The sequence below is a fragment of the Sphingobacterium olei genome (genome assembly GCF_005048855.1).
In the GTDB taxonomy this organism is placed as follows: domain Bacteria; phylum Bacteroidota; class Bacteroidia; order Sphingobacteriales; family Sphingobacteriaceae; genus Sphingobacterium; species Sphingobacterium olei.
In genome coordinates this window covers 1-12,969 of record NZ_SUME01000011.1, presented here as the reverse complement: position 1 = coordinate 12,969, position 12,969 = coordinate 1, and the positions used below count along the sequence as shown (strand labels likewise).

Annotated in this window: 12 protein-coding genes; 6 read left to right on the top strand and 6 right to left on the bottom strand. The window is 42.0% G+C overall.

What is annotated here, in order from left to right:
- Nucleotides 1–6 precede the first annotated feature (6 nt).
- The gene (locus FAZ15_RS20100; RefSeq protein ID WP_136903164.1) at nt 7–264 is read right to left on the bottom strand and encodes a SemiSWEET transporter; all 258 of its coding nucleotides are present in this window, start codon (nt 262–264) and stop codon (nt 7–9) included.
- A gap of 273 nt (nt 265–537) precedes the next feature.
- Between FAZ15_RS20100 and FAZ15_RS20095 the strand changes: the two genes are divergently transcribed.
- The gene (locus FAZ15_RS20095) at nt 538–1,251 is read left to right on the top strand and encodes a type 1 glutamine amidotransferase domain-containing protein (RefSeq protein ID WP_136903163.1); all 714 of its coding nucleotides are present in this window, start codon (nt 538–540) and stop codon (nt 1,249–1,251) included.
- Nucleotides 1,252–1,269: 18 nt separating this feature from the next.
- Nucleotides 1,270–2,805, top strand: coding sequence for an FAD-dependent oxidoreductase (locus tag FAZ15_RS20090; protein ID WP_136903162.1), 1,536 nt, complete (start codon nt 1,270–1,272; stop codon nt 2,803–2,805).
- Nucleotides 2,806–2,819: 14 nt separating this feature from the next.
- Here FAZ15_RS20090 and FAZ15_RS20085 read toward each other — a convergent pair whose 3' ends face one another.
- The 3 genes from FAZ15_RS20085 to FAZ15_RS20075 all read right to left on the bottom strand — a co-directional run bounded on the left by FAZ15_RS20085 (nt 2,820) and on the right by FAZ15_RS20075 (nt 5,204).
- Nucleotides 2,820–3,557, bottom strand: coding sequence for a metallophosphoesterase family protein (locus FAZ15_RS20085; RefSeq protein WP_136903161.1), 738 nt, complete (start codon nt 3,555–3,557; stop codon nt 2,820–2,822).
- Between the two features lies 1 nt (nt 3,558).
- Nucleotides 3,559–4,302 carry a nucleotidyltransferase gene (locus tag FAZ15_RS20080; RefSeq protein ID WP_136903160.1) on the bottom strand — a complete coding sequence of 248 codons (744 nt, stop codon included), beginning with the start codon at nt 4,300–4,302 and terminating at the stop codon, nt 3,559–3,561.
- A gap of 221 nt (nt 4,303–4,523) precedes the next feature.
- A complete protein-coding gene (locus FAZ15_RS20075) occupies nt 4,524–5,204 on the bottom strand; it encodes a hypothetical protein (protein ID WP_202912461.1) in 681 nt (226 codons plus the stop codon).
- A gap of 518 nt (nt 5,205–5,722) precedes the next feature.
- Here FAZ15_RS20075 and FAZ15_RS20070 point away from each other — a divergent pair.
- The 3 genes from FAZ15_RS20070 (at nt 5,723) to FAZ15_RS20060 (ending at nt 10,442) form a co-directional block, all read left to right on the top strand.
- On the top strand, nt 5,723–7,477 hold the full coding sequence (locus FAZ15_RS20070) for a rhamnogalacturonan lyase family protein (protein ID WP_238387324.1): 1,755 nt from the start codon (nt 5,723–5,725) through the stop codon (nt 7,475–7,477).
- A gap of 106 nt (nt 7,478–7,583) precedes the next feature.
- Nucleotides 7,584–10,133 (top strand): PAS domain-containing protein, encoded by a 2,550-nt coding sequence (locus FAZ15_RS20065; protein WP_136903157.1) that lies wholly within the window; start codon nt 7,584–7,586, stop codon nt 10,131–10,133.
- Nucleotides 10,134–10,163: 30 nt separating this feature from the next.
- On the top strand, nt 10,164–10,442 hold the full coding sequence (locus FAZ15_RS20060) for a VOC family protein (RefSeq protein ID WP_202912460.1): 279 nt from the start codon (nt 10,164–10,166) through the stop codon (nt 10,440–10,442).
- A 39-nt stretch (nt 10,443–10,481) separates the two neighbouring features.
- Here FAZ15_RS20060 and FAZ15_RS20055 read toward each other — a convergent pair whose 3' ends face one another.
- Both FAZ15_RS20055 and FAZ15_RS20050 read right to left on the bottom strand, forming a co-directional pair.
- Nucleotides 10,482–10,856 carry a nuclear transport factor 2 family protein gene (locus FAZ15_RS20055; RefSeq protein WP_136903156.1) on the bottom strand — a complete coding sequence of 125 codons (375 nt, stop codon included), beginning with the start codon at nt 10,854–10,856 and terminating at the stop codon, nt 10,482–10,484.
- Between the two features lie 103 nt (nt 10,857–10,959).
- The gene (locus FAZ15_RS20050; RefSeq protein WP_136903155.1) at nt 10,960–11,856 is read right to left on the bottom strand and encodes a helix-turn-helix domain-containing protein; all 897 of its coding nucleotides are present in this window, start codon (nt 11,854–11,856) and stop codon (nt 10,960–10,962) included.
- A gap of 347 nt (nt 11,857–12,203) precedes the next feature.
- On the opposite strand from FAZ15_RS20050, the gene FAZ15_RS20045 reads away from it, so the two are divergent.
- Nucleotides 12,204–12,969 (top strand): RtcB family protein (locus FAZ15_RS20045; RefSeq protein WP_136903154.1); only part of this gene is annotated, 766 nt, incomplete at its 3' end.

Below are 12,969 nucleotides of genomic sequence, written 5' to 3'. Positions count from 1 at the left end.
AGTTATCTACGTTCGTTTGCGAAAGAAAAAATAAAAGATCAGTAATGTGGCATTGACGAGGACCGAAAAGGCATTGGATAGAATGATGGGCCATTCTTTCAGTATGACGCCATAAACAACCCACATCGATACGCCTACTAATAAAATAGTAATCATCATCGGAGAGATGTTTTCAACGTCTTTTTCCTTTATGACTTTTATTAACTGGGGAACCATCGAAATTGAGGTCAATATTCCGGCTACGATTCCAATTACGATTTCCATGCGACTAGATGTTAATTTTTTATTTTATACGATGAATTGATACGTTCTATTGAAAAAACGCGTTAAGTATGGTATACAGCCCTAAACTGTACTATGCAAACATATCGAGTTTCAATCCTGTTTTAAATTGGGATACGGAAGACTAAAATAGCGTATAAATGTCATCCATTTAAAGTAGTTATGTCGTTAAAGTGACTATTACTACGTTATTTATTCGTGGGTAAACTTTTGTTTCCGTGGATTGTTCAATATAATCAGTATAACATTAGAACGATGGAAACGAAAAATATTTTGATGTTACTCACAGCGCATCGGTATATGGAAGACACCCAGAGCGAAACGGGTGTGTGGTTAGGTGAATTTACCGATCCATATTATGTTTTCATCGACGCGGGGTGCAAGGTCACACTTGTTACGATACCGGGAGGAGAGCCTCCTATTGACCCGATGAGCAAACTAACGGAACATATCACCACTTCCAACAGGAGGTTTTTAGCCGATAAGGAAGCGCAGTTCCATTTTCAAAATACACTGGCCTTACAAAATATCATTGCCGATCCTTTTGACGGTTTGTTCATTCCCGGGGGTCATGGTCCATTATGGGATCTGGCACGAAGTCTGGAATCCGGTCGCCTTATCCTGGAGTTTCATAAGCAGGAGAAACCAATTGCGGCATTATGTCATGGCCCAGCCGCATTCTTAATGGCTGCTAAGCTTGATCCTAGCTTTTTAATGGGCAAGAAGGTAACTTCCTTCTCCAATACCGAGGAAGCATTGGTGGCACGAAAAAATAATATCCCTTACGAACTGGAGACTGCGCTACGGGCAAAAGGTGCAGAATTTACATCGGCGACGCTACCTTTTACGGCTCATGTCGAAATTGACGGAGATCTGATTACTGGACAGAACCCATTATCGGCCAGCCACACGGCTACAGCGTTATTGGAACGCATGGTACAGAAAGAAACTAGTTTAGGTGATTTTTAATATAAATAACTGATTAGTATGAAAAGAGACGGGAATTTAAACTCATTTTGGCAAGATACCGCGCCATTACACCTACCGCTATCTAAAACAATCTACTCCAAAATGCATTTCGATGCAGTCGTCATTGGCGGTGGCATCACCGGTGTGACAACAGCGCTCATGTTGCAATTAGCAGGAAAGAAATGTCTGCTGTTGGAGGCCAATAAAATCGGTTTTGGTACTACAGCTGGCACTTCTGCGCATCTAAATTCCGTATTGGATACACCCTATTCAGATATTATAGACAAATGCGGAAAGGAGGTGGCTAAAAAAGTAGCAGGCAGCGCTTTAGAAGCTATCCAAATTATTAAGCAATTCGTCAAGAAATATAAGATTGAATGTGAATTCGAAGAAGTAAGAGGCTATATGTATGCGACCGATGAGCAGGAGGAAAAGGAACTCAACAATATCTACCAAGCTATCGGACAAGTCGGTCTTCCAACTTCATATACATCTGATATTGGCATACCTATCCAGTTTACAAAGGCAATTTACTTCGATCAGCAAGCACGGTTTAATCCGCTTAAATATGTACAAAGTTTATTGGATGTCTACATTAAAAACGGTGGTCGTATTCTCGAAAACGAATCGATGCAAAATATAGATGACGAAGAAGGCAATTTGAAAGTAGTTGGAGAGAATTTTACTTTTACGGCCTCGCGCGTGGTGCATGCCACACATACCTATACCGGTATCAATAAGCTTAATTTTAAATTGGGGCCTTATAGAAGCTACGTGTTGGCAGTGGAGCTTCAGAATCCGGGCGATTATCCAGAGGGATTGATTTATGATATGAAAGAACCTTTTCACTACCTCCGTAAAGCATCTGATGATTTGGGCGACGTGCTGATTGTAGGAGGAGAGGATCATAAAACGGGACAGGAAGAAAATACACAATATTGTTTCAAGAACTTGGAAGCGTTTGTGCGAAAACATTTCGCGGTAAAATCGATTCGTAATACGTGGTCTTCCCAGTATTATGAAAGCACAGATGCGCTCCCTTATATAGGAGCCCTCTCAACAGAGAATCCGAAAGAATTTGTAGCAACAGGATTCAGTGGAAATGGGATGATATTTGGTACCCTCTCGGCCAAGATTATTTCAGATTTAATATTGACGGGGGAAAGCCCATACGCTGATATATATACGCCCTTACGCAACAGCCCCATAGCGGGATTTAAAGCATTTGTCAGTGAAAATATAAATGTCGTCAAACGGCTAATCGGTGATCGATTTAAAAAAGAGACAATGGACGAGTTGGCGGCGCTTAGTCCGGGAGAAGGGAAGGTAGTATCATATGAAGAGGAAAGCCTCGCGATTTATAAAGATGACGCAGGGAAGGTTTATGCGTTAGATCCGGTATGTAAACATGCAGGTTGTATCGTACAGTGGAATAATGCGGAGAAAAGCTGGGATTGCCCTTGTCATGGTGCGCGATACGGAATAGATGGAGCGATGCTTAACGGACCGACTAGGTTGCCGTTGGATCGGTTTGACTTAACGGAAATGAAGTAAGATAACACGCCTTACTATACTTCTATAATATAGTAAGGCGTTTCGATGTTTTCCTTCTTAAGAACAGGCAGCGCTACATTGTACACCGGAATATCCATTGTGGTATGCCCTTGCAATTTTCCACAATGTGCGTGGCCGTGAAAAGCGACGGTTACCTTTCGCCGATTAAGAGGCTCGGCCAAGTGAGATGATCCCAGGAAAGGAAATATTTCTACTGGCTCACCTTCGATCGTTTCTTTTATCGGCGAATAATGCAGGATGGCTATTTTGGGCAGTTCTGGATGCTCTTGTTCTAAGCGGGCAAGTGCGCGGTCAAGCTGTAGCGACTCGTTAACGACCTCGTGTACGAAACCCTTCATCATGTCTTCGCCAAATATAGACAGCATATATTTATCAAAACCGCCCCCAAAACCCTTCACTCCCGCGAAACCAATTCCCGCAATGACAATAGCCTCACCATCTAAAATCGTCATACGATGATCTACTAGGATCTGTTTTATGATTTTCTGACGGCCTTTTTCATAATCGTGATTCCCCAGAACGCCTACTACTGGGATCTGTAACGCCTGCATTTCTTCTCCTAATATTTTTGCTTCATCTTCATCGCCTGTATCTGTTAGATCTCCACAGATCACCAGCACATCAGCTTCTCGCGATACCTGTTCGAATATGGGACGAAACATACCTTTATCAGATAGTTTCGCATGTATATCTCCTAAAGCAGCAATTCTAATTTTTTTTCGTTCGATCATCTTATATGGTTTTAATTGTACACGTTTTGTAATCCCATTCTTTGATATCGACCTGATATTGGGTTTGATCTATAAGGGGGCCTCTACATACTTTTTCGACAGGAGAGGGGAGGTCGTACTGCTCGTGAGCTCGCGACATGAGTTCGTCAAACAACCACTTGGGCACAATGTCGCGGTAGTCTGCAGGGTATACAAATTGAAAAATCAGCAATTGCGACAACAGGAGATGCCAATGTGGGTCCAGACGAAAAAGTAGATGTTTCCAATCTATGTTTTTGCCATGTTTTAATAAGATGTGATTGATATCGGCATTGTCATTTCGTTCGCGGTTTTGCACATAAATTTTGCACCAGATAAGTTCTTCCGCAGGAATGAATTTCACCGGTGAACACACAAACATACCTTCGCTTGCCCGCTCATACCAACTGTCATCTACTGTACATATATTATTGACTGTATCAAAGATGATATCGATGAAGTATTCTCCCTTATAAATCTTAGCCAACCAGCGTACATCTGTCAGCTCAGTTTCGTAACCGTTGTCTGCGAAAAATTTAAGTATCTTAGGATATTCGCTACTCTTGCAGAATATATCTAGGTCTTTTGTATTCCGAAAGATACCGGTATAGTGAAACATTGCAAATGCGCCTCCGAGCATAAAATGACAGGAACTGTCATGTAGTAAACGCAACGCTTCTTTATAAAAGGCAGTAGATTCTTGTTTTTGTTGTTCGGTCTCTATCATAGGTGCTATTTTATAGATACAACAATCCAGCGCATCATTTTGTTGATCGCCATTGTGTTCTTTTTGTCGGCACAATATGATATGATCTACGCAGAATATGAATTGATCAATAAAAGCACCGCTTACACGTCACTTATCGTTTTAGGCGTAATTGCGCTAATCTTTTTTTTCTCGGGTATTGGTTTAGTGAAAAATACAAAAGATGAGGCTTAATCCATAGATCAGGAAGTATTCGCCTTTCTATTCCGCAAGATGCCAATTCCCCGAATAATACAGTTTAATAAGATAAGAAGGGCTGTAGCTCCTGCTACCAAATAAACAGGTTTATTTACTTGGTCGTTCGATACTGCCACCGCGATCAAAGCCCATACTCCGACTAGACCAAAAGAAATCAGATTGCTTTTCCATATCATTAAAATATTGATGAGGCCAGCGGTCAGGATCATAACAATGGTCCAGGTAATATCCGACACACCCCATCCGTCCCATTTTATTTTCGTTAAATATGCTGCTATATTGGCGATCAATGCTACAGAAATCCATCCCGCATACAAGGAAAATGGCAAAAAAGCAAAGACTACTGTTTTTAAAGAAGGACGATTGTAATTGGCATGAATGTTCGCAATGATTTTCAACAATACCAGTAGTAAAGCAATCATGATACATACTGATAATCCAATATAGTCATTTAACCAAAAGACGACCCAGGCGCTGTTCAGTACACAAGAAAAAGTAAACCAAATTCCTATATGCTTAATAATAGTACTTTCGTGTTTTCTTTTTATTACACTTATAGTGTAGATAATGTGGCTGATTAAAAATAGGTAAATCAGCCCCCAAATGGAAAATGCATAGGATGCTGGAGTGAAAAAATTATCATACCGATCTGATACCGTTTTCATGGTGTTACCATTAAAAAATCCCGTATTAGATAGGTAATTAATTATCAAAGTGATAACTAAAAAAACAGTATTTAGAATAACTAAAGATTTCTTTTTCATTGATTCTGTTTTGAAAATATGACTTATCAAACTAATGAAGCGATAGCGGTCAAAAATATCAACATTATAACGGCATTAAAGTTCTATAGATAATTAAAATAGTTTTAATCTTCACCGGCGCGAATCCTAAAAATAAAGTCAATTTAAGGTGGTATTATCATCTCTAAGCTCAATTCAAAAATCCATGTTATTTGTTTTTCCAATTCATATTAGTATACCTTTGATTTCAGGATAGTACAGGTTGCGTTCCAAATACTAAACCGATAACTTCGTGAATATCAATATAAATCAACAAGAATAGCAACAAGTCTAACAGTAACAAATCCATTATGATATACAGAAAGTTCCTCTTCAATTGCATATTTATTTTTTTGTTACATATTCCTGGGTTCGCACAAGACTCGAGAGAACGCGCTTATATGTACGAGGTTTTGACACCCAGCCATGCCACAAAGCTTGAGGTTAAAGGGTTTGCACAAAAAAGAGTTGAAGAAAAATTGAGCCGTGGCCTGTCGTTGGCGCGCGTCAAAGGAAGCGATGCTGTGCACATAAGTTGGAGATTGCTAAAATCAGACAACGAGACCGTGGCATTTAATGTCTACCGTTCTGTGAATGACATCGTGAAGAAGCTGAATAAAAAGCCGATAACAGAAACAACTGATTTTATTGATACCAATGTTGCAGATAACAACGCGCAATATTGGGTGGAAGTAATTCAAGGGGGAGAGAAAACGTTAAGCGAAAAAAAATCACTAATCAAATATGTTGGAGATGAAACCAACTACCATAGTATAAAATTGAAAGATCCAACCGTTAAGGCAGGTCGGGTAGCCGTTGCAGACCTGAACGGAGACGGACTGTATGATTATATTATCAGGCATCCAAACAGTAATGTAGATCCAGGTGTACCGAATCCGAATGATGGTACCACATATAAAATAGAAGCGTATTTACATGATGGCACGTATTTATGGACAAAGGATTTAGGACCAGGTATCGAACCTGGGGTATGGTATTCGCCATATATTGTATACGATTTTGATGGAGACGGAAAAGCAGAAGTGGCGTTAAAAATTGCTGGTGATGATTATTTAAAAAATGAAGATGGCCGAGTATATGGAGGGAGCGAATTCCTAGCGATATGGAATGGTCTTACCGGAGAAGAGATTGCCCGCGTGGATTGGCCAGAACGAAACGACAGGTATGGCAATGTAAATCGACAAAATCGAAATCAGATTGGTATGGCTTATTTGGATGGTAAGACCCCTTGTATCCTTTCCGCTCGAGGCACCTACAGGTTGATGGTAGTCGATGCTTGGCAATTACATAATGGTAAATTAGAAAAGCTGTGGAGATGGGACGGCGATGAAGAGAATCCGGTTATCCGAAGTCAAGGCGCGCATAATATGGTTTCTGGCGATGTAGATGGCGACGGCAAAGATGAAATATTATTAGGTTCCTGCATGCTTAATAGCAATGGAACCCTTCGCTGGTCGACAGGCCTGGGTCATTCCGACAAAGCATATCTTACCGATATAGACCCGGAAAGGCCGGGTCTAGAAGTCTTTTTAGCCATCGAACCATGGTTAGATAATGGTTATGGGGTTTCCACGGTAGATGCAAATACAGGAAAACGAATTTGGGGTATCGGCCATAAAACTTTTCATGTTGGTGACGGGATGGTTGCGGATATCGATCCTTCGAACCCCGGTTTAGAATGCTTTGCCACAGAGGATAGAAAAGGTGGCTCAACAGATAAATACCTGCTGAGCGCCAAGGGGGAAAAATTAGGTGCTAATGCGGAGGTGCCACCTTGTCGGAATTGGATATGGTGGGGCTCCGGAAATATACGTCAGTTATTTTTTGGTGATGATAACCGCTGGGGTGCAGAATCAACCTCGGGCGGAAGAGACCAGTCAATAGGGTATTGGAAGGGCGAGAAAATATCCAGTGGAATATACGGCGATATTCTCATGGTTGCTGACCTTTTTGGTGACTGGCGTGAAGAGGTCGTTACAGCGCTGCCTGGAGAATTGCGGATATACCATACCCATATTTCGGCGAAGGATCGGAAAGTTTCGCTCATGCAGGATCCCATATATAGGAGTTATGTACTTCAGCGTTCGCAGGGCTATCCGCAAGCACCAGTTCCGTCGTACTACTTAGGTGATTAATGGTGAATCATTAATTACAGTAAGCTACAGATCCGACATAGATTTTACGTAATGAACAGGGGGGAGGAGACTTGCATTACTCAATAAACTTTTCTAGATTAGCTGAATGGATCACATAACCGCACCGATCTTTCAAGCCCTGTTCCAATCGGAAAGCCCGCGCATCATTTTGAAGGCGGAAGCTCCAGAATTTACCATCCTCGACTATAATGTTGCCCATCAATCCGTTACCGGGAGGACTAAAATTGATTATAGGGGCGAGAGCATCTGGACAGCTTATGATCCTGCAATAGCAGGAGGTGAAGGACCAGAACTTCTTGCGGCAGCGTTAGAGCAGGCGGTAGCTGAAAATAGGTTAATAAAAATGCCTGTATTTAGGTATGATATCTTATCGGACGAGACCGGAACAGTTATTCAACACTGGTGGCAGTTGGAAATACTCCCTGTAGCGAAGGATGGTAGTGCGGCAACGTATCTACTGGTTACTACCCACGACGTGACCAAAGAGATGATGTCCGAACGAAGGGAGCAGGAGCTGAACGAAGAGCTGGCGGCCACGAACGAAGAATTAGCCGCGTCGAACGAGGAACTGACTGCGACGTTGGAGGATCTACAGGTCTCACATATACAATTAGAAAACTTTTCCCGTGAATTGGAAGAGCGTATTGCTCAAGGAATACAAGCGATCGCTGATTCGGAGCGTAGTCTACGTAGCCTCGTGATGACCGCACATTACCCGTTGATGATTTTGAGAGGCAGGGAATGGATAATAGAGATCGCGAACCAGCCACTGGTAAACCTGTGGGATAAAACTATCGACGCGGTAACGGGTCATAAGTTGATGGAAATCCTGCCCGAGATCGAGGGTCAACCTTTTCCTGAATTTTTAAGACAGGTATATGATTCAGGTGTAGGCTACGGGCAAGAGGAACAAATTTTCCATTATAATTCCCCTACCGGCCCGACGACAAAATATGTGAGTTTTTATTACGATCCCCTATGCGACGAAAAGGGGAATGTTGTCGGTATTATTGTCGCCGCAGACGATATCACAACAAAAGTACAACAGCGTAAAAAGCTGGAGGAGGCCTTGGCAAAAGAACAGTCCTTGACGGAAGAAATGGGCGTCCTAAATGAGGAACTTGCGGCGACAGTCGAGGAGCTTTCAGCAGCCAATGAGGATCTTCTGGTTTCCCAAGATGAAATAAGACGAAAAAATGATGACCTGATCGAAAGTGAGGCACGTTTTCGACTGTTGATTAAACAGGCCCCCGTTGGGATATGCGTTATACGATCGCACGACCTGTACGTTTTAGAAGCCAATGATACCTATTTGAACTTGGTAGGCAAGGAGCGGGCAGAACTGGAAGGTCGCACGATTTGGGAGGCGGTCACTGAAGCAGCAGAAGATTACGCTCCGATACTGAACCAGGTTATACATACAGGAGTGCCTTTCGTCGCTACCGAACATCAGGTAACACTTATCCGGTATGGTGAACCCGAAGACGTATTTATTGATTTCGTTTATGAACCGGTATTAAAGGCCGAGGGCCATGTTACAGCTATTTTAGTTGTAGCTATTGACGTGACCGAAAAAGTGAAGGCACGTAAAGCAATCGAGGAAGCCGGAGAACGTACTCGTCTAGCGATAGAATCTGCCGATATCGGAACCTTTGAATATAGTTATACCACCTATGCAATTGTCACATCCGAACGGTTCAATGAGATTTTCGGTGTATCCGATCCAAGATCAAGATTGGAACTACTGGATACTTTTCATCCCGACGATGTACACTTGAGCACAAAGGCACATGCGGAGGCAGCTATTAAGGGAAAGATGATGTATGAGGCAAGAATCGTGCATAGAGACAAATCAATCCATTGGATCAGGGTGCAGGCGAAAGTTTTCTATGGCAGCGCCGGCATGCCAAATAAATTAATGGGCACCGTTTTGGACGTTACCGACTTTAAAAGATTGCAGCAGCAAAAAGACGATTTTATCTCTATTGCCAGTCACGAGCTTAAAACACCGATTACTTCGCTGAAAGCCTCTCTGCAGTTTTTACAACGTATCAAAGATACCCCTGAGCATGCGCTGTTCCCCAGGTTATTGGCACAGGCGGAGCGGAGTATGGAAAAGGTAAGTTCGTTGGTAGAAGATTTGTTGAATGTAAGTAACATGGATAAAGACGCGACAGTATTGAATAAAACAACATTCACCGTTAAAGATCTGTTAGACGACTGCTGCGGCCACATTAGGGAATTTGGCAAATACAAGCTGGTGTTCGAGGGCGATTCGTTATTACAGGTTCATGCCGACGAACGTCGGATCGACCAGGTTGTAGTCAATTTTGTGAACAATGCCGTCAAATATGCACCTAAGTCATCCAAAATTTATCTCCGGGCTGAACAAATAAATGGGTTTGCTAAAATATCCGTGCGTGATACAGGCCCGGGCATTCCCCTAGAAAAGCAAAAGCAGATTTTTGAGCGTTATTTTAGGGTAGACAGCAGTGGGAGGGAAGTATCGGGACTTGGTTTAGGACTTTACATCAGTGCCGATATCGTTCACCGTCACAACGGGGAAATCGGTGTGCATAGCGAAGAGGGTCAAGGGGCAACATTTTGGTTCACCCTGCCACTTAACCATGATTAAAGGGGGGTATTTTGACGCTTCATTGAGAAGTTGGAAGTAGAAGAAAAACCCATAGACAATCCAACAGTTTCTAGAACACACGAAGTGAAATTCGGCAATAATATTATTTGGTTAGACTGTGTGGATAATTACAGCCATTCTGAAACTTGGTTACAACTTACAGTTCCTGACGTAGAAGACGCGACAAACTATTTACAATCGAAAGGTGTGGAAACCTGTGACGAATTGGAAGAACTTCCGGAAAATATGCATTGGATTACAGACCCGGTAGGAACTGTTTTCAATCTACAGAAGAGAAACGAAAAATAGAACTCATAAACCCGAATGCATCGAACATCACAGGTGTAATTAAATTGCAGTTCCACTTCCGCCGACTACTTTTATACCCTCGTCGAATTTTTTCCAGAAACGGATGTAACGGTATTTGGCTTCAAAAGGCTCCGCATTGTAGCTTCCCTTTATCTTCATGGATACAATAACGACGGCCATATCTTCGATGATATTGATCGCCTCAATTTTGGGGCTAATCGTGTTAATCTTTAATGCCCCGTCTTGATATGTTCTCAAATCAATTTCCTTGGTTATTACTTCGCCGCTTGGAAGGACGAATAGCAAGTCATCGTGCAGCAATTCTTTAAGCGTGTTGATACTACTTTCGGTCATTGCTTTATACAGTCTATTTTCCTGTTCTATAATTTCATTTTTTGTGATAAGTGTTTCCATAATTTATCTGTTTGCAATATTCGTTAGTTCTGTTAATTTGGATTTATTTTTTATGATTTTGTGGTTATATTACAACATCTTCGCTGTTTTTTATTCTTAATTATCAGTTAAATGCCTGCCGGAATTCAAGAGGTGACAGACTGGTCTTCTTCTTAAATAGCGTGCTAAACGATTGCGCATGCTCAAAGCCTAATGTATAAGCAATTTCGCTTACGGATAAATTTGTCGTCGACAGTTTTTCCTTCGCCTTTTCAATCACACGCTGGTGTATATGCTGCTGTGTACTTTGTCCGGTATGCATGCGCAGTAGATCGCTGAGGTAGTTAGGAGACAGGTTCATGAGTTCGGCCATGCGTTGTACCGTTAACAGTTCGGGTTGCGTTGTCGTACTGCCGTCAAAATATTTCTCAATAAGAAGTTCAAATTTGGCAAGCAGTTGATTATTGTGGTTTTTCCGGGTAATAAACTGCCGCTCGTAAAATCGATTCGAATAATTGAGCAACAACTCGATTTGTGATAAGATGATTTCCTGCGTATGTCTATCAATATGCAGGCATTCCTTATCGATCTTGTTCAATATGGTAATCAAATCAACCTCTTCGTCGGCAGAAAGATGCAGCGCCTCATTTACGGCGTAAGAGAAGAAGTTGTAATCGCTGATATTGCGTGCTAGCGGATGGGATAGCAAAAAGTCGGGATGGAAAATTAGCAGATAACCCGATCCGCATTCTACAGTGTTCAGATCCAGGTATTGCACTTGGTTAGGTGCAGTAAAGCTCAGTACCCCCTTATCATAATCATAATGTTGCTGACCATATCGTATTTTACCTTTTGCATCCCTTTTAAGGGCAACACAATAAAATCTATTTACAAAGCCTTTCCATACATCATCTTCCAGGAAAATACTTTCGGCGAGGTTAATCACGCTTACCAACGGATGGCGTGGCTCGGGCAGAGAGAGTAATCGGTGAAATTCTGATATTGACCTGATAGCATTCATAGTACTAATTTAGACATTTTAATGTACATAGTAGCAATTGCATCTTTAAAATGCAACGCTACATAAAATACATAAGGAATCATGACAGCGCAAATTTACATATCGCCCCTTTCGCTCATTGCCTAACAAGGCAGTCAAACACTTGTTTTTTTATTGATTAAGCAGTTGCTTACATAATTATGCTGGTCGTTTTTGCTGCCTTCAAGTTCTTGGTATTTTCTGAGCACCTATACAAGGGTAGATCCTTCCACAAGGATGATCGCATCAGACAACAAATTCAACAAATTTTAATAACATACTCGGCGACAGCTTTAACGCTTCCCGAGTTTAGATAAATAAGAACCCATATGGGCAATTTAAGAACAAAAGATTTAAGTAAAATCGGCTATCAAAATGATCAATTACGTAGTTTGGTCATTAACATAATTTCCAAACATTTCAAACACCATAGTAAGCAACAACTATTTGAAATGTTGCACCAAATTATGGCCGATCCGGCGTCATTTTTAGCAGACGAGGTCACGGGTAAAATTGCTGAAAAAATCATAGGAAAATCGGGAAATCCATTGTTTCAAACACATGCACTGCGCGACGAGCCGGTTTTCTGTAAAACCTACGGTGGTAAGTGGATTGAACACTCTGCCAAAAAGCAGATGGAACTCGCCACTCTCTTGCCGATCAGCGTACAAGGTGCGCTCATGGCAGATGCACACATGGGCTTTGGTTTACCCATCGGCGGGGTGCTGGCCACGGATAATGCCGTGATCCCCTATGCAGTAGGGATGGATATCGGATGTCGGATGTCGCTTTCCATTATTGATGAAAGTGATAGTTACATCCAACGCTTTGCCTATCAGATTAAACAGGCGTTGAAAAACTACACGCACTTTGGCATGGAAGGCGGTTTGGATATCAGGCAGGAACATGAAGTGTTAGACAGTGCCGTATTCAATGAGATCCCCTTTTTAAAACCGTTAAGAGGTAAGGCCGTGCGGCAGTTGGGCACATCAGGCAAGGGCAATCACTTTGTCGAGTTTGGCGAACTAGAATTGTTGGCAGGAAATGCGTTAGGGTTACCCGCCAAAAAGTATACGGCGTTGCTGGCACATTCCG

Bases quoted from the DNA above. Each gene is read 5' to 3' on its own strand.
- FAZ15_RS20100 (WP_136903164.1), bottom strand. From the start codon at position 264: ATGGAAATCGTAATTGGAATCGTAGCCGGAATATTGACCTCAATTTCG.
- FAZ15_RS20095 (WP_136903163.1), top strand. From the start codon at position 538: ATGGAAACGAAAAATATTTTGATGTTACTCACAGCGCATCGGTATATG.
- FAZ15_RS20090 (WP_136903162.1), top strand. From the start codon at position 1,270: ATGAAAAGAGACGGGAATTTAAACTCATTTTGGCAAGATACCGCGCCA.
- FAZ15_RS20085 (WP_136903161.1), bottom strand. From the start codon at position 3,557: ATGATCGAACGAAAAAAAATTAGAATTGCTGCTTTAGGAGATATACAT.
- FAZ15_RS20080 (WP_136903160.1), bottom strand. From the start codon at position 4,302: ATGATAGAGACCGAACAACAAAAACAAGAATCTACTGCCTTTTATAAA.
- FAZ15_RS20075 (WP_202912461.1), bottom strand. From the start codon at position 5,204: ATGAAAACGGTATCAGATCGGTATGATAATTTTTTCACTCCAGCATCC.
- FAZ15_RS20070 (WP_238387324.1), top strand. From the start codon at position 5,723: ATGTACGAGGTTTTGACACCCAGCCATGCCACAAAGCTTGAGGTTAAA.
- FAZ15_RS20065 (WP_136903157.1), top strand. From the start codon at position 7,584: ATGGATCACATAACCGCACCGATCTTTCAAGCCCTGTTCCAATCGGAA.
- FAZ15_RS20055 (WP_136903156.1), bottom strand. From the start codon at position 10,856: ATGGAAACACTTATCACAAAAAATGAAATTATAGAACAGGAAAATAGA.
- FAZ15_RS20050 (WP_136903155.1), bottom strand. From the start codon at position 11,856: ATGAATGCTATCAGGTCAATATCAGAATTTCACCGATTACTCTCTCTG.